The following is a 22,536-nucleotide window of genomic DNA, read 5'->3' as shown; positions in this document are numbered from 1 at the left end:
GTCGTCCGGCTTTCGGACAGGTGTGCGGCGGCCTGGGGGGCCCGGGCGCGCGAACGGGCCGGACGTGGCCTGGGGGAAAGGGGAGGAGAGCACCAGGTGGACGCTATTTCGATCCTGGCCGAAATCGGAACCGGCGATGCGTCGGCCCTGGTGTGACGGGTGGGCCGCTGTCAGGATCCCGACCCGGCACACCCCGTGCCAGACCGACCGCTTGGAGGAGGCACCATGCAGCCCACGGCTGAGCAGGTTCGCGCGCTCAAGGACGAGGACTTCCGGCTCACCCTCGGTCAGGGCCACCAGGTCCACCCGGCCGGCGAGCCGACGGACGAGCTCTACGTCACCGCCGCCGTGCAGGCGAGCACCTGCGGCGGCTGGTCGAGCTGCGGGCACGTCTGCAGCTTCTGACACCGGGGCCGACGCGGCCGCCGGTCGCACCGGCGGTCCGCGCCGGCCCGTGCCGCCCCCCCCCGGAGGCGGCCGTCCACCAGCGCAGCGCAGCGCAATGCAGCGCCGGGCAGTCCAGAGCAGAGAGGCGGCACCGCCCCGTGGCCGACGCGTCCGAACTCCTCCGGGCTGCCGCCCGAGCCGTCCCGCTGTCCGCCCGCGGCCCGGTGCCGGCGTGCGACGCCCCCGGACGGGAGGCCGTCGAACGCGCCGACCGGAAGCTGGAACGCTGGCGGGCCCAGGCGCCGTTCGACCGGGACGGCTGGTTCGAGCGCCGCCTCGCCGCCGACGGCCTCGACCCGGAGGCCCTGCGCGTTCTCCTGACCGAGCACCCGGACGCGCTCGCCGGGCGCCTCGGGGTGCCCCCGTGGGCCGAGCGGCTCGCCGCCGCGTTCCACCGCCAGGCCCCCGCCGCCGCCCCGGCTGTACCGGAGGCCCCGGTCGTACCGGACGTCCCGGCCGTCCCCGAGGACCACGCCTTCGCCCGGCTCGTCGCCCCCCTGCTCGCCGACGCCGGTGACCGGCTGCGCACCGGGATCGCCGCGCTGGACGCCCCCGCGCTCGGCACCCCCGAGGAGCTGGCCGCGCTCGCCCTCCCCGCGCTCACCGCGACCGTCCACGGCATGGCCACCCGGACCGTCATCACCGAACTCCATGTCGCCCGCCTCACCGGCGAGTTGACCGGCGACACCCCCGAACTGCGCTACCGCGACTTCCTCGACCGGCTCACCCGCCCCGAGCGGGCCCTGCACCTCCTGTCCGAGTACCCGGTCCTGGCGTTCCGCCTCGTCACCGCCGCCGAACAGTGGACGGACACCACCCTCACCCTGTTCCGCCGGCTCGCCGCCGACCTGCCCGCCCTCACCGCCACCTTCGCGGACGGCCGCCCGCTCGGCCGGCTCACCGCACTCACCACCGGTCTCGGCGACCCGCACCGGGGCGGCGCCACGGTCGGCTCCCTGCGCTTCGAGCACGACGTCCGGATCGTCCACAAGCCGCGCCCGTTCGGCGCCGAGACGCACTTCCAGCACCTCCTGCGGTGGCTCAACCCCCGGCTGCGGCTGCCCCTGCGCGACCTCGCCCACCTGCCCGGCGACGGTTACGGCTGGGTCGCCCACGTCACCGCCGAACCGGCGCGTGACGACACCGAGTTGAGCGACTTCTACCACCGGGCCGGAACCCTCGCGGCGCTGATGTACGTCCTGGACGCGGTCGACTGCCACGCCCAGAACCTGCTCGCCGTCCGCGACCAGCCCGTCCTCATCGACCTGGAGGCACTCCTCCACCCCGACCTGCACGAGCCGGCCAAGGACCTCTCCGAGTCCGAGCGCCTCGCCCGCCACCGGGCCCGGCACTCCGTCCTGCGCTCCGGCCTGCTCCCCGAACGCATGTGGGACGAGGGCAACGGCGGCACCGACCTCTCCGCCCTCGGCTGGGACCCGGCCAGCCTCCCGCCCCGGCCCGCCCCCGTCCTCGTCGGCCAGGGCACGGACGAACTGCGCCTGGAGTACCGGAGGCTGCCCGTCGAAGCGCCCGGAAGCCGCCCGGTCCCCGCCGGGCAGCCGCTGCGACTCGCCGACCACCTCGACGCCCTGGAAGCCGGATTCACCGAGGCCTACCGGCTGCTGGCCGCCGACAAGGACCGGCTCCGCACGCTGCTCCGGGCGTTCGCGGGGGACGAGACCCGGCTGCTGCGCCGCGACACCTTCGAGTACCGCAGCCTCCTCAACACCGCCTGCCACCCCGACCTGCTGCGCGACGCCCTCGACCAGGACCGCCACCTCGACCGGCTCTGGGCACTCGCCGCCTGGGAGGAGCACACCCTCGCCTTCGTCGCCCACGAACGCGCCGACCTGTGGCGCGGCGACGTGCCCGTCTTCACCGTCCGCCCGGACGGCGTCGACGCCCGCTCCGCCACCGGCGCCGTCATCCCCGGTGTCACCGACCGGCCGGCCCTGGACCTCGCGCTCGCCAAGGCGGACGGCCTCGGCGAGGAGGACCTCGCGCACCAACTCCAGCTCCTGCGCCTGTCGGTGACGACGGCCGACGGCGCGCGCGAGCCACGCCGGACGATCACCGCCGAGGCGCGCGACCTGCCCGCCGACGTGCGCGACCTACCCGCCGAGGACGGCGATCCCGGCGCGGCGCAAGCGCTCGCCGACCGCGCCGTCGCCAAGGCCGTCGAGGCCGGCGAGCACCTGCTCCGCGAGGCCCACCGGGGCAGCGCCGACCTCGCCTGGTCCGGCCCCAACTGGACGCCGCCCGGCCGCTGGGCCCCCGCCGAACTCGGTCCGGACCTCTACAGCGGCACGGCGGGCATTACGCTCTTCCTGCACCAGCTCGCCGTCGTCACCGGGGACCGCTCGCACGCTGAGGCCGCCCGCGCCGCCGAACTGACACTACGTCAGCAGATCCGCCGCCGGGTCGACCGGCTCGGCGGCGGGCTCGCCGGGACGGGCGGCGTGCTCTACGCCCTCGCACAGTTCGCCGCCCACCATCCCGACGCCGAACTCGACGACCTGGCCCGGCTGGTGATCGGCCGGATCGCCACCACCGCACCCGAGGACACCCTCCACGACCTGCTCTCCGGCAACGCGGGCACCATCGGCGGCCTGCTCGCCTGGGAGGCCGTCCGGCCTGGCCCGGCCGTCACCGCCGCCCTGGCCGCCTGCGCCGAACGCCTGGCCGGGGCCGCCTCCCCGCACCCCGACGGCGGCGTCGGCTGGCTCCCCGCCTCCCTCGCCGGGGCCGCCGACCGGCCCCTGGCCGGATTCGCCCACGGCGGCTCCGGCATCGCCTGGGCCCTCGCCCGCGCCGGCCACCGCCTCGGCGACCCGGCGCTGCCCGAACTCGCCCTCGCCGGCCTCGACTACGAGCGCACCCTGTTCGACCCGTCCGCCGCCAACTGGCGCGACGTCCGCGAGGACGACGGCCCGGACGGCCCCTCCTTCCCCGCCCTCTGGTGCCACGGCGCCTCCGGGATCGCCCTGGCCCGGGTCGAACTCGCCGAACTCCTGCCGGACCGGGCGGAGTCGCTGCGCAAGGAGCGGGACACCGCACTCGACACGGTGCGCCGCGAGGGCTTCGGCCTCAACTTCTCGCTCTGCCACGGCGACCTCGGCAACCTGGAGACCCTCCACCTCGCCGGCGCCCCCTGGCACGCCCGGGCCCGCACCACCCTGGCCGCCCTCGACACCCGCGGCTGGCTCTGCGGGCTCCCGCACGGCGTCCACAGCCCGTCCCTCATGGTCGGCCTCGCCGGCATCGGTCACGGCCTCCTCCGCCTCGCCGCCCCGGCCCGCGTGCCGTCCCTCCTCGCCCTCCACCCGCCGGTGGCTCCCTGACCCACGGGTCGGAACCCCTGGGGTCGGTCGAAGACCGGTCCGAGGTCCGGCGGGAGGTGTGCGACGACCAGGGCGACGGCCGCCTCCGGGCCGTCCGGAGTGCCGAGCACGTCGAGGCTGTACGGGCGCGGACGCGGTAGGTGCCGTTCCCCAGGGGGTCGGTGAACGGGACCCCCTCGGTCACCCACGGGAACGTCGTCGACAGGCTGAAGCCCAGGGTGTGGTGGCTCGTGAAGGGGTACGGCGGCGTCGACCCTGCTGAAGCTGCTCTCCGGCCTCTACCTGTCGCAGTCCGGCCGGATCACCTGGGACGGCGTGCCGGTGGAGGAACCGGACACCGACGGCACGTGGTCCCGGGTGGCCAGGGTGCCGCAGGAGTTCGCGCGCTGGCCGTTGGGCGCCGCGGAGAACGTCCACCTCGGCCATCTCACCGACGAGCTGATGGCGGACGTCGAACGGGCGGCGGCGCGGACCGGCTTCGACGAGGTCGGGCCGGCTCGCCGCACTCACCACGGGTCCCGGCGCCCAGGCGGTCCGTCTCCCCGGTGGCTCGTCTCCCCGGCGGTCCGGGGTCAGTCGGCGGCGCGTGCCGCGTCGCGCAGCCGGCGCCAGGTGCGGCCCACCGGGCCCGGCCCGCCGCGTCCGGCGCCGGGCCCGCCGTCGTGCCAGGCCCGGGCCGCCCCGGCGAAGGTCTCCGGCGCCGTCCCGGTGACGGAGTCCCTCCGCGCGGCCGGTTCCGCCGGCACGCCCGGTGCGGTCGGCACCGCCGGTTGCGCGGAGGAGGGCCGCGCCGCCCGGGCGGCGCGCAGCAGGTCCCCCGGTTCGAGGGCGTCGAGCCGCGTCCTGGCATGGCCGATCAGGGTGGCGCAGGCGTCGCCGATCGCGGCCTGGCCGAGCGGTCGGGCCGGGAGGTCCAGCCCCTCGGCGAGCCGGCCCGCGAGGGCCGTCCGCAGGTCGTCCAGGGAGAGGTCGCGGACGGTCAGCGACAGGTGGGCGGACAGCCCGCCGGCGCCCACCGCGCGGTGGGCGAAGCCGCGCGGGACGTAGAGCACTTCGCCGGGTTCGAGGACGTGGCGCAGGCGTTGCGGCGAGTGCTCGTCGTCCGGGAGTTCTCCCAGGGACCAGTCCGGCGCCGCCGGCGCGTCGTGGACGTACCAGGTCTTGCGTCCGGCGCTCTGGAGGACGAACACGTCGGCGTCGTCGCGGTGCACCGCGAGGCCCTGGGCGCCGGCGGGGGTGACGAAGAAGAACGCCTCCACGCGCCGGTCGAGTTCCTCCGACAGCCGGGCCACCAGCTCACCGGTCGGGCGGTGCCACTGGTCGACGCACCGCAGCAGCAGTGTCGCGCCGGCGCGCAGGCGGGCGAGGACCTTCGCCCGGTCGGCGAAGCCTTCGTACGTCACGCCGTTGACCACGCGCGGGGTGGTGAAGGCCCCGGCCGGGACGGTGATTTTGTCGGAGCGCACCATCTCCAGGTACGGGGTGCGCAGCAGCCCTCCATCGAAGGCGGCGTCCAACGCGTCGAGGCCGAACGGCGGGGCGGGGGCCTGTGGGGTGAAGACCGCGGGCTCGCGCTGCCACCGGTGGTCGGCGAAGCTCTCGACGTCACCGACCCAGTGGGCCAGCGTGGGCGATTCCATGGTGTGTCCCGTGGTGTCAGGGGGGTTCGGTCGGCGGTCGGCGGTTTCCGGCCCGGGGCCGCCGGGTCAGGCCGCCGTCGCCGCGTCGAACCGCACGGAGAGCAGGGAGCGCAGGGGGACGGGGGCGTCCCGGTGCGGTCCCCGGATGACCAGGCCGTTGTCGAAGGCGACGGTCAGCAGGCGTTCGGCCAGCGGGACGACCAGGTGCTTGGCCCAGCAGCGCGCGCCCTCGAACCCGAACGGCATGAAGCCGGGCGTCTTCTCGGGGTCCGCCACCCCGGTCCAGCGTTCGGGCCGGAACTCCATCGGGTCGGACCAGTGCTCCGGGTGGCGGTGCATCAGGAGCGGGAACAGCGCGATGTCGTCCCCGGGGCCGATCTCGGGGTGCATCGCGGTGTAGGCCTCCCCGCCCTTGCGCCACAGCATCCACGCGGGTGGGAGCAGCCGCAGGGTCTCCCACAGGGCGGCGGTGAGGTCGGAGGGGGCCGCGTCCCGTTCCCCGCCCTGCTGCTCCTGCCGCAGCAGCCACACGGCGTTGCCGGCCAGTGCGGCCACGCCGTCGCAGAGGGTGGCCGTCGCCCGCCGGTACATCGCGACGGCCTGCTTGCGGTCCAGGGGGTCGGAGGCTCCGCGGATCAGTTCGGCCAGGGCGGTCGACGTTCCGGCGGCCCCGGGGCCCGGCCAGGCGGTGACGGCGCGGTCGACGATCCGGGAGAGCGCGTCGGAGCGGGTGACGCCGCGTCTGGACAGCAGGGAGACCGGCAGCGGGTCGGACCCGAAGAGCCAGCGGCGCAGGTAGGAGGTGGACGCGTAGGGCCAGGCGCCGGCGAGTCCGCGGGCCGGGGGCGGCGGTGTCCGGATGCCGGCCATGACGTCCTGTCCGAGCGCGCGGATCGTCCGGGTCGCGCTGTCGTGGGGGATGTCGGCGCCCGCGGCCGGCTTGTAGACCGAGCGCTCGTCGGACCGCACGGGACGCGCCGCGACGATTTCGGCCAGGAGCCGGCAGTCGGCGACGCCCACCGTGGCCGGGTCGATCCGGAATACCTTTTCGGTCCGGTCCAGTAGGTCGCGGATTCTCGGGGCATAAACCAGGGAATGGTCGCGCGCGGCGGTCGGCGCCATTTCTTTCACGAGTTCCCTGCCTTTGTCGGAATATCGGAATTTAGGTGGCGCGTCTTAGCGCCGCGTCGTCGGGCGGGGGGCGCGGCTCGGCCGCGCCGCGTCCCCGCCGCCCGGCGGTGGTACGTCAGATGACGTGCAGGATCCAGGCGTTGGCGGCGAGGTCCTCGTCCTTCTTGAACTTCTTGACGATCGCCTTGATCATCTTCATGGCTGTCTCCGTTCTGTGGCGGTGGGCGGGACACATCGGGCGCGACACGGGACGCGCCCCGGCCGGGCGGCGGATACGGAATTCCGTCGAAGGATTCCGAACGCCCCGTCCGTTCTTGGACCATAACCGACCGTCCGACGTTCCGACACCCCTTTGACAGTCGCTATTCGAATCCTCGCGCAATGTTGACGGCCATTCGAAGGGCAAATTGTTATAACCCTGATCCGGAACGTCCGCGGGTGGGGGGAAGATGACGGTATGGAGCCGAGGACCGGGGCCATCGGCCTGCCCGTCCGCGCGCCGCCCGCGGGCCGCCGTCCGCCCGCCGCTGGTCGTCCGGTCGGCGGCCCGGGCGGGGACGGCGCGCGGACGGGAACGGCGGAGGGCCCCGCGTCGCCGCGGGGCCCTCCGGTGCGTGCAGGAGTGGTCAGTTGTAGGTCGTGGTGACGGTGACGCCGCCGAAGCCCTGCTGGCCGTAGAGGCTGAAGTACACCCAGCCGGACGGCGGGTTGGCGATGGTGAGGGTCTCGCCGTTGCCGCTGTTGGTGGACTTGGCCTGGTACGAGCCGGTGGTGGCCCAGGCGCCGCCGTTGTAGTAGAGGTCGGCGTTGCCGGTGCCGCCGCTGGTGGTGATGGTCAGCTGCTGCACGCCGGCCGGGAGGTAGAGGAAGCTGTAGCTGTAGTTCCCGGTGGTGGCGGCCGCGCCGTCGCGGCGGCAGTTCTTGTCGAACTGCCGGCTGTCGGCGGCGGTGCACAGCGGAGCCTGGGAGGCGGGCAGCGAACCGCAGTTGTCGGCGGCGCACTGCTTGAGCCAGGCGGCGAAGTCGGCGTCGTAGGCGGTGCCGATGGTGGACTTCAGCAGGGTGCGGGCGCCGTTCCAGTCGCCGACGCGGTACTTGGCGAGCAGCGCGTCGACGTCCTGCGGGTGCGACTGGAGCATGTAGCGGACGGCCAGGTAGCCCCAGTTGTAGATCCGGGTGGAGTCCGCGTTGGCGTAGGTGCTGTCGAACAGGGTGCTCAGCGCGTAGGTGCCCTTGCCGGCCTGGGCGACCGCGTCGTCGTAGTGGACGCCCCGGTAGCTGTAGGAGATGTACTCGGCGAGGCCCTCGACCCACCAGATGGTCGGGGTGGTCATCCCGGCGTCGAAGTCGCCGTAGAAGTCGTAGCGGCCGTCGAGGTAGTGGGTGTACTCGTGGTTGAGGTTCCAGATCTGGAACTGGGGGCGCAGCCAGGAGGCCTCGTGGGCGATGAAGCGGGCCTGGTTGCCGGCCTTGGCCGGGTCGCCCTCCTCGTACATGCCGCCGTTGTCGACGGCGATCTTGTACATCTCCCAGGCGTAGAGGCTGTAGTTGTAGTAGTCGTCGAAGACGACGACCTCCAGGCTGGTGTTGTTGTCGTTGGCGACCGGGCCGCCGTCCTTGACCACCTTGTGGAAGTAGGCGTCCTGGTTGACCAGGCTGGTGCAGGTGTCGGCGAGCTGCTGCGCGGTCATGTCCTGGGCGCGGATGCGCAGGTTGGCGTTGCAGGTGTGGTCGACGGTGAGCACCAGCGGGACGAGCTTGGCCGGGACGTCACAGGTGCCGTAGTAGGAGCAGTTGCCGCTGTCCTTGTTCTCCGCGAACCAGAGCAGGTTCATGGTGAGCGGTCCGGTGTTGCCGACCAGCGGGTAGCGGTTGACCAGGTCCTTGACGATCGGGCGGCCCTGGGCGCGCAGCGCGTCCTTGGCGACCAGGTTGCCGATCTGGATGCCGATCGAGGTGACCGGGTCGGAGCCGGTCAGCTGGGAGGCGTTGCGGGTGACGAAGCCCGCCATGCTGGTGGCGAAGGAGGGGTCGGCCTGCAGGGCGCCGACGAAGTCGGGCAGGTCGAAGCCGCGCTCGATGACGGTCTCGGTGTTGGCGACGGCGGCGGCCATGGAGCCGGTCCAGGCGCTGGAGTAGCCGTCCAGCAGGCGCTTGACGACGCCGGTGTAGCGGGCGTTCTCCTGGGCGCTGTCGATCAGGGTGACGGCTTCGGCGAGGGTGGCGCCGTTGGCCTCGGTGACGTCCTTGCTGTGCGGGGCGGCGAAGAAGCCGTCCAGCGCGCCGCGGACGGCGGTCTGCAGGGCGGTGCCGTACGGGCCGACGACGTCCTTGTTGTTCCACTGGACGTAGTAGCCGGCGCGCAGGAAGAGCACCAGCTGGCCGGCCGAGGTGGAGTCGTCGCCGGGGTAGGCGGCGGAGGCGTCGCGCAGGGCGTTGGCGACGCTGACCATCTGGGCCTCGTTGAACGCGGCCCTGGCGTTGTCGCCGGTCAGGGTGAACAGCGTGTTGACGCAGTCGAGGCCGGCGGCCTTGACCTGCTGGACCAGCGCGGCACCGGAGTTGCCGGTGAACGCGGACACGTCGCAGGCGTTGGCGGCGAGCTGCCGGGGCGCCTTGGCGTTCGTGCCGACGGTGCTGCCCGCCGTCGGGGCGTTGGCCTTGGCCCGCGCGTCCGAGGCGAGCGGCCGGGCGTCCCTGGGGGTGTCGGGCGACTTGGGCACGGGGATGGCGTGCGGCGCGGCGGGCTTGGCGGTGGGCGCGGTCGGCTTGCCCTGGGGAGTGGGGGCGGGCGCCGCGTGGGCCTGCGGTGCGAAGAGTCCGAGCGCGAGGAAGAAGGCGGCGCCGAGCGCAGGGAGTCTGCGCGCGTTCGCCTTCGCTATCCGGAAGGGACGCATGTGTGGGGGCCTCCGGGGCCGGTGGTGGCCGTGGTTGGGGACACGGCCGCTCCAATGTGTGACATGTAAAATGGCACACGGGTGGCGGCTGCGGGAAGCCCCGGGAGCGGAAAAGTTGTCAGACCCTGACGGGAGGCCCCCGATCGAGCGTCAAAGCCGAGGAATAAGCAGGAGCCCATGGTTCGTTCCTGCAAGTCATACGCAATAGTGTTGTCCCGGCACGATCAGCATCGCTCAACCCGCCGAAAGGGGCCGTGTCCTGATGGGCACCTACACGCTTCCCGACCTTCCGTACGACTACTCCGCGCTTGAGCGGGCGATGTCGGCCGAGATCCTGGAGCTGCACCACTCCAAGCACCACGCCGCCTACGTCAAGGGCGCCAACGACACCCTCGACCAGCTCGCCGAGGCGCGCGACAAGGACCAGTTCGGCGGCCTGGTCGGCCTTCAGAAGACCTTCGCCTTCCACCTGTCCGGCCACGTGCTGCACTCGCTGTTCTGGCAGAACCTCTCCCCGGAGGGCGGCGACCGCCCCGAGGGCGAGCTGGCCGACGCCATCACCGAGCACTTCGGCAGCTTCGAGGCCTTCAGGAAGCAGCTCACCACCGCCACCACCGGCGTCCAGGGCTCCGGCTGGGGCATCCTCTCCTGGGAGCCGCTCGGCAAGCGCCTGATCGTCGAGCAGGTCTACGACCACCACGGCAACGTCGGCCAGAACACCACGCCGCTGCTGGCCTTCGACGCCTGGGAGCACGCCTACTACCTGCAGTACCGCAACGTCCGCCCGGACTACGTCACCCGCCTGTGGGACGTCGTCAACTGGCAGGACGTCTCGGCCCGTTTCGCGGCCGTCACGGGCGCCTGACCTCGTTCGGGTGACGGGGAGGGCCCCGGACCGGTCGGGCGGTCCGGGGCCCTCCCTTCCCCTTCCGCTGCCCCTGTCCCTGCCTCGTTGCCGTCGCCTGGGCCGGGCCCGGGGCCGGGCCTCCTGAGGGCGGTCGACGATCAAGCCTTCACCTGCGATGACGGGGGATTTCGGGAACCCGTTCGACGGGGTTCACGTCATGAACCTCGGAGAGACCGCAGACAGGTGGGGGGCAGTCAGCCGATGGACCGCAAAGCACGGATGAAGGACCTGGCCGGCAGTCGGGTGGCGCTCGCGGTGGCGGCCGTCGCCCTGGCGGCGGGCGCCTGGGGGGTCGCCACCCTCGCCGGGCCGGACGGCGTCCCCCGGCAGGACATCGCACAGGAGCAGGGCACGTCCGCCGACGGCAGCGGCGGGGACGGCGCCAAGGGCGGCGACGGCGGCACGCAGCAGGGCAGCGGGATACCCGACGGCATCGCCCACGCCTCCGAGAGCGGGGGCAACGCCGTCAACATCACCATCGACGACGGCCCCGATCCGACCTGGACGCCGAAGGTCCTCGACGTCCTCAAGCGGCACGGCGTGAAGGCGACGTTCTGCATGATCGGACCGCAGGCCAAGGCCCACCCCGACCTGGTCAAGCGGGTCGTCGCGGAGGGCCACCGGCTCTGCGACCACACCGTGGACCACGACACCTCCATGGACAAGAAGCCCGTCGCGTACCAGGAGAAGGAGATCCTGGACGCGAAGAAGATGATCGAGGATGCCGCGGGCGGCGCCAAGGTGATGTACTACCGGGCTCCCGGCGGCTCGTTCACCCCCGACAGCCGGCGCATCGCCGCCGCGAACGGCATGCGTCCGCTCGGCTGGAACGTCGACTCGAAGGACTTCAACAAGCCCGGCACCGGCGCCATCGTGGACACCGTCAAGAAGGAGCTCCACCTCGGCCCGACCATCCTGTTCCACGACGGCGGCGGCGACCGCCAGCAGACCGTCGAAGCCCTCGACCAGGTGCTCACCTGGCTGAAGGCCCAGGGCCGCCCCACCGGCTACCCGGTCCAGACCACTCCGTGACGCGTCGCGTCACCCGGGCGGGGCGGTGCGGCGGTCGTGCCGCCACCGCCCCGCAACCGGTCGTCAGGGCGTGCCGAAGAAGCCGTCCAGGATGCGCTGGGCGGCCAGTCCGGCCGGGAGGGTGCCGGCGCGGACCCGGGCTTCCAGGTCGGGGGCCAGGCGCCGTACGTCGGGGTGCTCGTGCAGGCGGGCGTAGAGCTGGTCGTGGACCATCGCCCAGGTCCACTCGACCTGCTGGTCGCGGCGCTTGGCGGCCAGGGCGCCGGTGGCGTCGAGGACCTTGCGGTGCTGCTGGAGGCGCTCCCAGAGCACGTCGAGGCCGGCGTTCTCACGGCCGCTGCAGGTGAGGACGGGTGGGGTCCAGACCGCGTCGGGGGCCTGCAACAGCCGCAACGCGCCCGCGAGTTCGCGGGCCGCGGCGCGGGCGTCGGTCTCGTGCGGGCCGTCGGCCTTGTTGATCGCGATGACGTCGGCGAGTTCCAGGACGCCCTTCTTGATGCCCTGGAGCTGGTCGCCGGTCCGGGCGAGGCTGAGCAGGAGGAAGGTGTCCACCATGCCGGCCACCGCCGTCTCGGACTGGCCGACGCCGACCGTCTCGATCAGCACCACGTCGTAGCCGGCCGCCTCCATCACCACCATCGACTCGCGGGTGGCCTTGGCGACGCCGCCCAGGGTCCCCGAGGTGGGGGAGGGGCGGACGAAGGCCTGCGGGTCGACGGCCAGGCGCTCCATCCGGGTCTTGTCGCCCAGGATGGAGCCGCCGGTCCGGCTGGAGGTCGGGTCGACGGCGAGGACCGCGACCCGGTGGCCCTCCCCCGTCAGCATGGTGCCGAAGGAGTCGATGAAGGTCGACTTGCCGACACCGGGAACCCCGGTGATACCCACCCGGACCGCCCCGCCCGCGTGCGGCAGCAGCCGCTGGAGCAGCTGCTGCGCGAGCGCGCGGTGGTCGGGACGGGAGGACTCGACGAGGGTGACGGCGCGCGCGATCCAGGCGCGCGAGCCGTCGAGGACACCCGTCACGTAGCTGTCGAGGTCGATCGTCCGCGGAGGCATCGGCTCAGCGGCTCACAGCTCGTGGCCGAGCTCGGAGGCCAGGGCCGTCAGCAGGTCGTGCGCGGCGTCCGGGATGACCGTGCCCGGGCCGAACACCGCCGCCGCGCCCGCCTCGTACAGCGCGTCGAAGTCCTGCGGGGGGATGACCCCGCCGACCACGATGGTGATGTCCTCCCGGCCCGCCGCGGCGAGTTCGGCGCGCAGCGCGGGCACCAGGGTGAGGTGGCCGGCGGCCAGCGAGGAGACGCCGACGATGTGCACGTCCGCCTCGACGGCCTGCCGGGCGACCTCGGCCGGGGTCTGGAACAGCGGGCCGACGTCCACCGTGAAGCCGAGGTCGGCGAAGGCGGTGGCGATCACCTTCTGGCCGCGGTCGTGGCCGTCCTGGCCCATCTTGGCGACCAGGATGCGCGGCCGGCGGCCCTCGGCCTCCTCGAACCGCTCGACCAGGTCGCGGGTGCGCTGGAGGGCGGCCGACGGGCCCGCTTCGTCTCGGTACACACCGGAGATGGTACGGATCTGGCCGGAGTGGCGGCCGTACACCTTCTCCAGGGCGTCCGAGATCTCGCCGACGGTGGCCTTGGCCCGGGCCGCGTTGACGGCCAGGTGCAGCAGGTTGCCGTCGAGCGAGCCGCCGCGCTGCGGTCCGGCCTCGGCGGCCCGGGTGAGCGCGTTCAGCGCGTCCTGCGTGGCGGCCTCGTCGCGCTCGGCGCGCAGCCGGCGCAGCTTCTCGATCTGGCGGGCCCGCACCGCGGAGTTGTCGACCTTGAGGACGTCGATCTGCTCGTCGCTCTCCACCCGGTACTTGTTGACGCCGATCACCGGCTGGCGGCCGGAGTCGATGCGCGCCTGGGTGCGGGCGGCGGCCTCCTCGACGCGCATCTTGGGGATGCCGGCGTCGATCGCCTTGGCCATGCCGCCGGCGGCCTCGACCTCCTGGATGTGCTGCCAGGCGCGGGCCGCCAGGTCGTTGGTCAGCTTCTCGACGTACGCCGAGCCGCCCCACGGGTCGATGACCCGGCAGGTGCCCGACTCCTGCTGCAGCAGCAGCTGGGTGTTGCGGGCGATCCGGGCGGAGAAGTCGGTGGGCAGGGCGAGCGCCTCGTCGAGGGCGTTGGTGTGCAGCGACTGGGTGTGGCCCTGGGTGGCGGCCATCGCCTCCACGCACGTGCGGGTGACGTTGTTGAACACGTCCTGCGCGGTGAGCGACCAGCCGGAGGTCTGCGAATGGGTGCGCAGCGACAGCGACTTGGGGTTCTTCGGGTCGAACTGCTTGACCAGCTTGGCCCAGAGCAGCCGGGCCGCGCGCAGCTTGGCGACCTCCATGAAGAAGTTCATGCCGATCGCCCAGAAGAACGACAGCCGCGGCGCGAAGGCGTCCACGTCAAGCCCCACGTCCAGGCCCGCGCGCAGGTACTCCACCCCGTCGGCCAGGGTGTAGGCCAGCTCCAGGTCGGCGGTGGCCCCGGCCTCCTGGATGTGGTAGCCGGAGATGGAGATCGAGTTGTACCGGGGCATCTTCTGCGAGGTGTACGCGAAGATGTCCGAGATGATCCGCATCGACGGCTGCGGCGGGTAGATGTAGGTGTTGCGGACCATGAACTCCTTGAGGATGTCGTTCTGGATGGTCCCCGCCAGCTTCTCCGCCGGCACGCCCTGCTCCTCGGCGGCGACGATGTACAGCGCCAGCACCGGGAGGACGGCGCCGTTCATGGTCATCGACACCGACATCCGGTCCAGCGGGATGCCGTCGAACAGCTGGCGCATGTCGTAGATCGAGTCGATGGCGACGCCCGCCATGCCGACGTCGCCGGTGACGCGCGGGTGGTCGCTGTCGTAGCCGCGGTGGGTCGGCAGGTCGAAGGCGACCGAGAGGCCCTTCTGGCCGGCCGCCAGGTTGCGGCGGTAGAAGGCGTTGGACTCCTCGGCGGTGGAGAAGCCCGCGTACTGGCGGACGGTCCACGGCTGGTTGACGTACATGGTCGGGTACGGCCCGCGCAGGTACGGGGCGATGCCCGGGTAGGTCTCCAGGAAGTCCAGCCCGGCCAGGTCCGCCGCGGTGTACAGCGGCCTGACGCCGATGCCCTCGGGGGTGTCCCAGACCAGCTCGTCGACGTCCTTGCCGGTGGACTGCCGCCAGGCGGCCTGCCACTGGTCGTCCGAGACGTCGGCGGCGCCGCCGTCCAGCCCGATACCGGTGAAGTCGGGAATCATCGAGCCGCCTCGCTCTCGTCCTCGTCGGCGCCGCGCGCGCCGGTGATCTGGTCCAGCAGGGAGGTGAGGACGGCGACCGCGTCCCCGCCCGCGTGGATGAACCCGTCCACTCCGGCCGGGGCTTCGCCGAGCCGTCCGGCCAGCAGCACCTTCGCGGCGCCGGCCGCCTTCAGGGCGCCGGCGACGGCCTCGGCGTGCTCGCCGTACAGGGCGTCGCTGGAGCAGAGGCAGGCGACGGTGGCGCCGGAGGCGGTGAACGCCTCGGCGAACGCCGCCGGGTCGACGCCTTCGAGGGAGGTCGTCGCGATGCCGCCGGCCTGGAACAGGTTGGCCGCGAAGGTGGTGCGCGCGGTGTGCGCGGCGGCGGTGCCGATCGAGGCCAGGAACAGCTTCGGCCGCTCGCCGGTGGCCGCGAGCGCGGCGTCCGAGCGGTCCCGCAGCGCCTCGTACGCCTCGGCGCGGCGCACCTGCGGCAGGCCGCCGGCGAGCGCGGCCGGGGCCGGCTCGCGGACCAGCGGCTGCTCGTCCAGGTGCGGGAACTCGCTGACGCCGGTGACCGGTTCGCGCCGCTTGGCGAGCCTGACGGACCGCTCCGCCCAGGTCGCGGCGAGCCGCTCGCCGACCAGCCCGGAGCCGAGGGCGGCCTGCTGGCCGCCGGCCCGCTCGATCTCCTGGAACCAGGCCCAGGCGGCCCGGGCCAGCTCCTCGCCGAGCTGCTCGACGTACCAGGAGCCGCCGGCCGGGTCGATCACCCGGGCCAGGTGGGACTCCTCCAGCAGGATCGACTGGGTGTTGCGGGCGATCCGGCGGGCGAAGGCGTCCGGCTGGCCGAGCGCGCTGTCGAAGGGCAGCACGGTGACGGCGTCGGCGCCGCCGACCCCGGCGGCCAGGCAGGCGATGGTGGTGCGCAGCATGTTCACCCACGGGTCGCGGGCGGTCATCATCACCCGGGAGGTGACGGCGTGCTGACGCTGCGCCGAGGCCGCGGCGGACGCCCCGGACACCTCGGCGACGCGGGCCCAGAGGCGGCGTGCGGCACGGAACTTGGCGATCGTCAGGAACTGGTCGGCGTCGGCCGCGTAGCGGAACTCCAGCTGGCCGAGCGCGGCGTCGACCGACAGTCCGGCGGCCGTGAGCGCGCGCAGGTAGGCGACGCCGGTGGCGAGCGCGCAGCCCAGCTCCTGCGCGGGGGAGGCGCCGGCCTCGTGGTACGGCAGGGCGTCGACGGTCAGCGCCCGGACGTTCGGGTAGTCGGCGGCGCAGCGGGCCGCGAGCGCGGTGGCCTCGGCGAGCAGCTCGTCGGTGCGGGCGGTGTCGCCGGTGCGGGCCTGGAGGCCGAGCGGGTCGGCGCCGAGGTTGCCGGAGGCGTCGCCGGGGGAGACCTCGCGCTGCTCGTAGAGCTTGAACAACTGCTCGGCGGCGTCGGTGAATTCGGGTCCGGCGTCGAGTGCCACCGCGGCCAGGTCCAGGTACACGCCGGTCAGCGCCTCGGGCAGGGCGTCCACCGGGAGGGCCCCGCCGCCCAGTTCCAGCCAGAGCGAGCCGACGCCGTTCTCCAGGTCGGCCAGCACGGCCTCGTTGGCGCGCCGCCGGTCCGGGTCGGCGTGTCGCTGCCGCACGTCCCACCCGGCGACGGCCGAGCCCTGCGGCCGGCCGCCGCGGACGAACGGCGGGAAGCCCGGGTACCCGGGGTCGACCGCGGTGTCCTCGGCGGTGTACAGCGGGCGTGCACCGAGCCCGTCCTGGAGCTCGGTGGTGAGTGCCTGCTCGGCGGCGGCGCCGTCCTCGGGCTGGGCACCGGACTTGCGCAGCACGCCCTGGACGAGCTGCTGCCACTGCTCACGGTGCGCAGCCGGGAACTCGGCGGCGAGGGGGAGCCCTTCGGGCGGGACCTTCATGTGCGCAGGTTAGCGCCCGTTCGCGTACCCGCAGGAGGGGCGCCGTGTGTGACCTTTCCCTCGATTTGGCGCATTCTCAGCACTCCGCGGGGCGGGCCGTGCCATGGGCCGGCGATCACGGATCCGGCGGGGTCACCCGCGGCGGGAGCGGGGGAAGGAGCGCCGGCGGTCGGGCCGGGGTGAACCGGGGTGAACCGAGCTGAACCGCGGCCCCGGCGGCGCCCGTAGTCAATACCGATGGCACGGAACGCGATCGATGTCCCGTCATGGCCCCGAAACGTCATGATCAGGGGGATTGCGGAACCCCGCCCCTCATCTATTAAGTTACTTCGAAGAAGGTGGGCGGGGCAGCATCCCCCCGTTGCTCGCCCCGCCTGCCTTCGCCGTCCCCCGGCCCGTACGGGCCGGCCCCGGATTCCCCCGAAGGAGAGCCGACCGCCCATGGGAAAGCGCCGCAAGCCCAGCCCCCCCAGCCGGGCCCGTATGGCGGTCCTCACCACGGCCATGGCGGCCGGCGGCGCGGTCCTCGCCTCGGGCACCGCACACGCCGAGCCCGCGCCGACCCTCGCCTCCGTCAAGGAGCAGGTGGACAAGCTCAACGAGGAGGCCGAGCAGTCCATCGAGCGCTACAACGGCTTCCAGGCCCAGCAGCAGAAGCTCCAGGTCGACGCCAACCAGATCCAGGAGAAGGTGGTCCGGGGGCAGGAGGCGATGAACGAGCTGCGCACCCGGCTCGGGGCCGTCGCCGCCGACCAGTACCGGACCAACGGCATCGACGCGTCGGTCCAGCTGATGCTCGACTCCGACCCGTCCGGCTACCTGGAGCGCGCCGCGGTGCAGAACCAGGTCGCCGAATCCCAGGCGAACCTGCTGAAGCAGGCCCAGGACGAGCAGCGCAAGCTCGACCAGGACCGCGCCGAGGCCACCGCGACCCTCGCCTCGCTCGACGCGGTCGGCAAGCAGCTGGCGGAGCAGAAGAACGGCATCCAGACCAAGCTGGCGCAGGCGCAGGAGATGCTGAACAAGCTCAGCGCCGAGGACCGCGCCAGGATCAACGCCCAGCAGTCCGCGGAGAAGGCCAAGGCCGAGGCCAAGCAGGCCGCCGCCGCGGGCACCGCCGCCGCGGCGGACCGCGCCTCCCGCTCCGCCGATCGCCCCGACATGAACGCCCCGCTGCCGGCCGCCAGTGGCCGGGCCGCGGCCATCATCGCGTTCGCCCAGGCCCAGCTCGGCAAGCCGTACGGCTGGAGCAAGACCGGCCCGGACAGCTTCGACTGCTCCGGCCTCACCAGCCAGGCCTACCGCGCGGGGGGCCGCACGATCTCCCGGATGTCCCAGGACCAGTGGAACGACGGCCCGCACGTCGACCGCGCCAACCTGCAGCCCGGTGACCTGGTCTTCTTCTACGACGACCTGCACCACGTCGGGCTGTACATCGGCGACGGCAAGATGATCCACGCGCCGCGCACCGGCAAGAACATCGAGGTGCTCCCGATCTCCGTGATGCCGTACATGGGCGCCGTCCGGCCGGCCTGACCGCGCCCGCGGCGGCCCGGCCGCCGCACTGCCCACCGCAGGCCCGCTCCCGCTCCGGCGGCAGCGGGCCCGCGGCGTTCCGGGCCGGTCGCGGACGGCCCGCTGCGAGTGCTGCAGGTGCTACCGGCGTTACGGGTGCTGCAGGTGCCACCGGTGTTTCGGGTGCTACCGGTGCTACGGGTGCGGTGCGCAGGCCAGCAGGTACGGCAGCACCGGCAGCGCCAGCACCCCGAGCCGCCAGGCCGGCCGCCGTCGGCCGCCACCGGGGCGGGCCAGCCGCCGGACCCGGGCCAGCACCCCGGTGACGGCCACCCCCAGCGCCCCGCCGCCCGCCACCCCGCCGCCCGGGGACGGGACCCCGGCGGTCGCCAACGCGTAGAGCGCGGAGGCCAGTTCACCCCGGGACGCGTGCGCCAGCGCCGCGTCGTCGGCCGCCATCTCCAGCAGCAGCGCCACCTCCGAGCGCCCCAGCCGGGCCAGCGGCAGCGGTCCGAGGAGCAGCGCGAAGGTGTCCGCCGGCAGCCGGAACAGGTGGTGGCGGCCCCGGATGTGCCCGTGCTCGTGGGCGACGGCCGCGGCGAGCTGCCGTTCGTCCAGCAGCCGCAGCGTCCCGCGCGACAGCACCACCCGGGAGCGCCGTCCGGGCAGGCAGTACACGGTCGGGTGCGCGTGCTCCAGCACCAGTGCGTCCCAGCGCCCGTCCCGGACGGCGACCAGGTCCAGCACGGCCCGGTGCCGCCGCCGGGCCCGCCCGGTGCGGACGCCGACGGCGGTGACCAGGGCGGCGACCACCGCGCCGGCGGCGGCCAGCAGCCACCAGTCGTGGGTGTGCGGGAGGAGACCCCCGGCCGGCTCGGCGTGGGGGAGCAGGCCGAGCAGCCCGGCCGGCTCGTGGGCGAAGGGCTCCACCGCGTGGTGCGCCGCGAGCAGCAGGGCGACCGTGAACGAGGCCATCAGCGCGAGCCAGAGCCCCGCACCGGCCGCCGGACGGGCCTGGAGCCGCGCGGAGCCGGCCAGCCGCCGGGGCAGCAGCACCCCGGTCACCACCAGGTAGAGGACGAGCAGGGCGAGGGTCACTCCGGATCCCGGGACTTCACCTGTTCGAGGGCCGCGAGCAGGGCGGAGGCCTCGTCCCCGCTGATCCGGTCGATGAAGCGGAGCAGCGCGCCCGCCCGGTCGGGGGTGGTCTCCAGCGCCTGGTGCATCAGCCGGGCGGTGTACTCCTCGCGGGTGCAGGTCGGCTCGTACACCCAGGCGCGGCCGACCTTGTCACGGCGCAGCCAGCCCTTGGTGTGCAGGATGTCGGCGACCGTGGTGACGGTGGTGTACGCGACGGCGCGCTGCTGCTGCAGGTCGTCCACGACCTCGCGCACCGTGGCCGGTCGGCCCCAGGCCCAGAGCCGGTCCATGATCTCGGCCTCCAGATCGCCGAAGCCCCGTAGCACCGCCCTTGTCTCCCTCGCCGAGCCCACCGCCGGCGCCCTTCGCCCGCCGGAACGCGGCCCATGGTACGGCGAGCGCCGGGCGCCCGCCCCCGGCCTCCGGAGGCGGGCGCCCGGCGTCTTCCGGGTGGTGCCCAGGTGGTGTCCGAGCGGTGTCGACCGGTGCCCGGTACGTGTGCAACCGGTGATCGAACCCGACGGGCCGGGGTCAGGACAGCCGCCGCCCCAGCGGGATCCGGGACCGGGTGAACAGCGCGGCGAGCAGCCCCGCGACCACCGGCAGCACCAGCACCACCAGCAGCAGCTCGACCCACGGCGCGGTGATCAGCGCCGGCTTGGCCCCGAACCCGCTCGCCCGGGACTTCAGCAGCCCCACCGCCGGCACGAACCCGTTGGCCGCGCCGAGCAGCGCCCCCAGCAGGGCGATCAGCGCGCACTGCAGGCCCGCCATGCTCCGCCGGATCCGCGGCGGTGCGCCGACGGCGGCCAGGGTGGCCTGGTCCTGCCGGGAGTCGGCGGCCGCGAGGCCGGTGGCGATCCCGGCCGCGCCGAGCACGACCAGCCCGGCGAAGCCGGTGAGCGCCAGGGTGAGCGCGTCGCTCTTCGGCTGGAAACCGCGCTCGACCGACAGCGTGGCCATCCGGTCCAGCCGGATCGCAGCCGCTTCGGCGCGCTGCTGCGCCCGGCGGTCGGGCGGCGTGGCGGGCAGCCAGACCGAGCCGGTCGGCCGTGCGGAGAGCCCGAGGCGCGGCAGCGCGGAGGGCAGCACCATGCCCTGGGCGAAGCCCGCGGCGGCCTGGTTGTCGACCAGCACCGCGTCGATCGGGACCTCCTGGAGATCGGGCTTGGGCACCTCGCCCGGCTGCACCGCGCCGCTGCCGCCGCGCAGCATCAGCACGGCCTTCCCGTCGGCGCCCAGCAGGGCGCGGTCGAAGACCAGCAGCTTCCCCGCGGCCAGCGCCTGTTCGGCGGCCGGGTCGTGGACGGCGAACAGGTTGTGCAGCACGGTGGCGTCCCCGGCGGCCAGGTGCGGCGGGGCGCCGAGGCTGCGCCGGTTCACCGGGCCCTTGAGCTGGACGGTGCTGGAGCAGTTCTCGCAGAAGCGGTACATGACGTCGGCGAGGTCGCCGCGCGGGCCGAGGCCGGTCAGCTGCTCCTCCAGTTCGCCGCGCAGCCGGTCGAGCCGGGGCCCGTCGGTGGAGCTGGTGAGCTGGACGGCGCCGTACGGGGCCTGCGGCCGGTAGTCGCGCCGGTTCTCGGCGTCGGTGCTGGTGGTGTACACCCCGATGGCGACGGCGCCGGCCACCGCGGCCATCACCGCGGCCACCGCCGGTGCGGTGCGCGAGCGGTGCCGGGCGGAGTCGCGCAGCGCGAGCCGGGGCCCGAGCGGCAGCCTGCCGGCCGCCCGGCCGATCAGGGCGACCAGCATCGGGGTGCAGAGCAGCAGCCCGATCTCGGCGGTCACCGAGCCGCCGAGCACGGTGAGCGTCCGGGTGTCGTAGCCGCCGACGCCCGGCAGGTCGCGCTGCACGGCACCGGCGCCGTACACCGCGAGGACGCCGCCGAGGGCGACCAGCACCACGCCGCCGACGGTGACCGCGCGGCTGGGGCCGCGGACGGTGTCCCGGCCGGTGAGTCCGGCGGTGACGCTGCGGCGGGCGGCCTGCACGGCGGGCAGTGCGGCCGCGAGCAGGGCGGTGACCAGGCCGATCCCGGCGATCGCGAGCAGGTCCAGCGGCGGCAGGGCGAGGTGTCCGAACCGTGCGCCGCCGACCCGTTCGATCTGCGGCCGGAGCACGGCGACCAGCCCGGTGCCGAGCGACACCCCGGCCAGCGCCCCGGCCGCGCCGAGGACCAGCCCGCCGCCGAGGACCACCGCGCCGACGTGGGTGCGGCTGCCGCCGGCGGCGCCGAGCAGGGCGAGCTGGCGGCGGGAGCGGCGGGCGCCGACCGCGAAGGCGGGCCCGGCGAGCAGGGCGACCTCCAGCAGCGCCATGCCGGTGACGGTGGCGACGACGATCTCGGTGTTGTCGCCGGTCGACAGGTCGCCGAAGCGGTGCGCGTCGCGGTAGTAGGGCACGGCCTGCTCCGGCGGCGGGGCGAGCGCCACCGAGCGGGCGGTGAGCGTGAAGCCGTGGGCGTTGAACCGCTGCACCGCGGCCCAGTCGAGCGCGGTTCCGGACGGCAGCCGGACCAGCCAGGCGGCGCGCTCGGCCGGACGCTGCTCGGCGGCGGGCCGGCCGGTGGCCTGGGCGGCGGCCAGCTGGTCCAGCAACTCGCCTGGCCGGGCGACGAGTTCGACCCGGCCGAGCTCGTCCGGGTGCTCCACGACACCGGTGATGGTGAAGGTCGTCCCGTCCAGTCCCTGGACGGTGGTGGTGCCGCCCGGCCGGAGCCCGGAGCGGTCCAGGAACGCCCGGGTGACGGCCACCTCGCGCGGGGCGCTCGGGGCGCGGCCCTCGACCAGGTCGATCCGGCCGTGCCAGATCGGGTCGGCGAGGTTCGCCTCGGTGGTGAGCGTGCGGACCAGGCCCTCGGGTGAGGTCGCACCGCTCTCCGGCCCCGGACGGGCCGGGGTGAGCGCGCTGCCGGACGGCAGCAGCGAGCCGACCAGGCCGACCGGGTCGGCGGTCGCGCCCTTCTGCTGTTCGGCGGTGGGCTGCTCCCCCGGGCGGGGCTGGACGACGAGGACGCCGTCCTCCGCGACCGGCGCCTGTTCGACGGTGCGGCCCGGGTCGAGGGCGGTGACCAGGGCGTCCGCGCCGCCGACCACCCGCTCGACCCGCTCGGCCGGGGTGAGCTGCCCGCTGCGGTGGACCACGTCGGCGCCGGTGACGCCGAGCACGGGAAGGGCGATCATGGCGGCGATCAGGGCGCTGCGGCCCTTGGCCCGCAGGGCGTCGCGGCGGGCGATGCGCAGGGCGACCCGCCAGGCTCCGAGCCTCACCGCGTCACCCCGCCGATCGAGCCGGGGCGGTGGCCCGTCGTCGGACGG

General features: G+C 74.2%; 15 protein-coding genes and 1 pseudogene. 5 read left to right on the top strand and 11 right to left on the bottom strand.

From position 1 onward, the window contains the following. Nucleotides 1-225 precede the first annotated feature (225 nt). A complete protein-coding gene (locus ACIRST_RS05395; RefSeq protein WP_350525036.1) occupies nt 226-405 on the top strand; it encodes a hypothetical protein in 180 nt (59 codons plus the stop codon). A 140-nt stretch (nt 406-545) separates the two neighbouring features. After that, a complete protein-coding gene (locus tag ACIRST_RS05390; RefSeq protein WP_402800248.1) occupies nt 546-3,788 on the top strand; it encodes a type 2 lanthipeptide synthetase LanM family protein in 3,243 nt (1,080 codons plus the stop codon). Here the strand turns inward: ACIRST_RS05390 and ACIRST_RS05385 are convergent. The 5 genes and pseudogenes from ACIRST_RS05385 to ACIRST_RS05365 all read right to left on the bottom strand — a co-directional run. Further along, nucleotides 3,688-4,017, bottom strand: a pseudogene (locus ACIRST_RS05385) (hypothetical protein); the annotation flags it as partial. The gene ACIRST_RS05390 and the pseudogene ACIRST_RS05385 sit on opposite strands and share 101 nt — an antisense overlap. Before the next feature lie 343 nt (nt 4,018-4,360). After that, on the bottom strand, nt 4,361-5,428 hold the full coding sequence (locus tag ACIRST_RS05380) for a JmjC domain-containing protein (RefSeq protein ID WP_350525034.1): 1,068 nt from the start codon (nt 5,426-5,428) through the stop codon (nt 4,361-4,363). 66 nt (nt 5,429-5,494) lie between these two features. Next, on the bottom strand, nt 5,495-6,397 hold the full coding sequence (locus ACIRST_RS05375) for a cytochrome P450 (protein ID WP_350525033.1): 903 nt from the start codon (nt 6,395-6,397) through the stop codon (nt 5,495-5,497). Nucleotides 6,398-6,674: 277 nt separating this feature from the next. After that, entirely contained in the window at nt 6,675-6,806 is a 132-nt protein-coding gene (locus ACIRST_RS05370; protein WP_402800245.1) for a hypothetical protein, read from the bottom strand. 379 nt (nt 6,807-7,185) lie between these two features. Further along, nucleotides 7,186-9,456, bottom strand: a complete 2,271-nt coding sequence (locus ACIRST_RS05365; protein ID WP_402800243.1) for a M9 family metallopeptidase — start codon at nt 9,454-9,456, stop codon at nt 7,186-7,188. 262 nt (nt 9,457-9,718) lie between these two features. Between ACIRST_RS05365 and ACIRST_RS05360 the strand changes: the two genes are divergently transcribed. Then, nucleotides 9,719-10,321: a superoxide dismutase gene (locus tag ACIRST_RS05360; RefSeq protein ID WP_350525031.1), complete on the top strand. Its 603-nt coding sequence runs from the start codon at nt 9,719-9,721 to the stop codon at nt 10,319-10,321. Between the two features lie 243 nt (nt 10,322-10,564). Then, nucleotides 10,565-11,395, top strand: a complete 831-nt coding sequence (locus tag ACIRST_RS05355) for a polysaccharide deacetylase family protein (RefSeq protein ID WP_350525030.1) — start codon at nt 10,565-10,567, stop codon at nt 11,393-11,395. 63 nt (nt 11,396-11,458) lie between these two features. Here the strand turns inward: ACIRST_RS05355 and meaB are convergent, their stop codons facing one another. Genes meaB through ACIRST_RS05340 form a run of 3 tightly spaced genes read right to left on the bottom strand, consistent with a single transcriptional unit; the run spans nt 11,459 to nt 16,563 of the window. Further along, a complete protein-coding gene (gene meaB / locus ACIRST_RS05350; protein ID WP_402800240.1) occupies nt 11,459-12,451 on the bottom strand; it encodes a methylmalonyl Co-A mutase-associated GTPase MeaB in 993 nt (330 codons plus the stop codon). 12 nt (nt 12,452-12,463) lie between these two features. Next, nucleotides 12,464-14,665, bottom strand: coding sequence for a methylmalonyl-CoA mutase (scpA, locus tag ACIRST_RS05345; RefSeq protein ID WP_402800238.1), 2,202 nt, complete (start codon nt 14,663-14,665; stop codon nt 12,464-12,466). Then, a complete protein-coding gene (locus tag ACIRST_RS05340; protein ID WP_402800237.1) occupies nt 14,662-16,563 on the bottom strand; it encodes a methylmalonyl-CoA mutase subunit beta in 1,902 nt (633 codons plus the stop codon). The genes scpA and ACIRST_RS05340 overlap by 4 nt, the downstream gene beginning before the upstream one ends. A 441-nt stretch (nt 16,564-17,004) precedes the next feature. Between ACIRST_RS05340 and ACIRST_RS05335 the strand changes: the two genes are divergently transcribed. Further along, nucleotides 17,005-18,099, top strand: a complete 1,095-nt coding sequence (locus tag ACIRST_RS05335; RefSeq protein WP_350525026.1) for an NlpC/P60 family protein — start codon at nt 17,005-17,007, stop codon at nt 18,097-18,099. 174 nt (nt 18,100-18,273) lie between these two features. Here ACIRST_RS05335 and ACIRST_RS05330 read toward each other — a convergent pair whose 3' ends face one another. The 3 genes from ACIRST_RS05330 to ACIRST_RS05320 all read right to left on the bottom strand — a co-directional run bounded on the left by ACIRST_RS05330 (nt 18,274) and on the right by ACIRST_RS05320 (nt 22,488). Then, the gene (locus ACIRST_RS05330; protein WP_402800234.1) at nt 18,274-19,176 is read right to left on the bottom strand and encodes a M48 family metalloprotease; all 903 of its coding nucleotides are present in this window, start codon (nt 19,174-19,176) and stop codon (nt 18,274-18,276) included. After that, on the bottom strand, nt 19,173-19,544 hold the full coding sequence (locus tag ACIRST_RS05325; protein WP_350525024.1) for a BlaI/MecI/CopY family transcriptional regulator: 372 nt from the start codon (nt 19,542-19,544) through the stop codon (nt 19,173-19,175). Before ACIRST_RS05325 ends, ACIRST_RS05330 begins: the two co-directional genes overlap by 4 nt. Nucleotides 19,545-19,749: 205 nt before the next feature. Then, nucleotides 19,750-22,488 carry an FtsX-like permease family protein gene (locus ACIRST_RS05320; protein WP_402800232.1) on the bottom strand — a complete coding sequence of 913 codons (2,739 nt, stop codon included), beginning with the start codon at nt 22,486-22,488 and terminating at the stop codon, nt 19,750-19,752. Nucleotides 22,489-22,536: the final 48 nt, after the last annotated feature.

This window comes from Kitasatospora sp. NPDC101447, from assembly GCF_044767225.1.
Taxonomy (GTDB): domain Bacteria; phylum Actinomycetota; class Actinomycetes; order Streptomycetales; family Streptomycetaceae; genus Kitasatospora.
This window is presented reverse-complemented; position numbering and strand designations above follow the sequence as displayed.

Excerpts from the sequence above, each read along its gene's own strand:
- ACIRST_RS05395 (WP_350525036.1), top strand. The coding sequence starts at position 226 with ATGCAGCCCACGGCTGAGCAGGTTCGCGCGCTCAAGGACGAGGACTTC.
- ACIRST_RS05380 (WP_350525034.1), bottom strand. The coding sequence starts at position 5,428 with ATGGAATCGCCCACGCTGGCCCACTGGGTCGGTGACGTCGAGAGCTTC.
- ACIRST_RS05365 (WP_402800243.1), bottom strand. The coding sequence starts at position 9,456 with ATGCGTCCCTTCCGGATAGCGAAGGCGAACGCGCGCAGACTCCCTGCG.
- ACIRST_RS05360 (WP_350525031.1), top strand. The coding sequence starts at position 9,719 with ATGGGCACCTACACGCTTCCCGACCTTCCGTACGACTACTCCGCGCTT.
- ACIRST_RS05355 (WP_350525030.1), top strand. The coding sequence starts at position 10,565 with ATGGACCGCAAAGCACGGATGAAGGACCTGGCCGGCAGTCGGGTGGCG.
- meaB (WP_402800240.1), bottom strand. The coding sequence starts at position 12,451 with ATGCCTCCGCGGACGATCGACCTCGACAGCTACGTGACGGGTGTCCTC.
- scpA (WP_402800238.1), bottom strand. The coding sequence starts at position 14,665 with ATGATTCCCGACTTCACCGGTATCGGGCTGGACGGCGGCGCCGCCGAC.
- ACIRST_RS05340 (WP_402800237.1), bottom strand. The coding sequence starts at position 16,563 with ATGAAGGTCCCGCCCGAAGGGCTCCCCCTCGCCGCCGAGTTCCCGGCT.
- ACIRST_RS05335 (WP_350525026.1), top strand. The coding sequence starts at position 17,005 with ATGGGAAAGCGCCGCAAGCCCAGCCCCCCCAGCCGGGCCCGTATGGCG.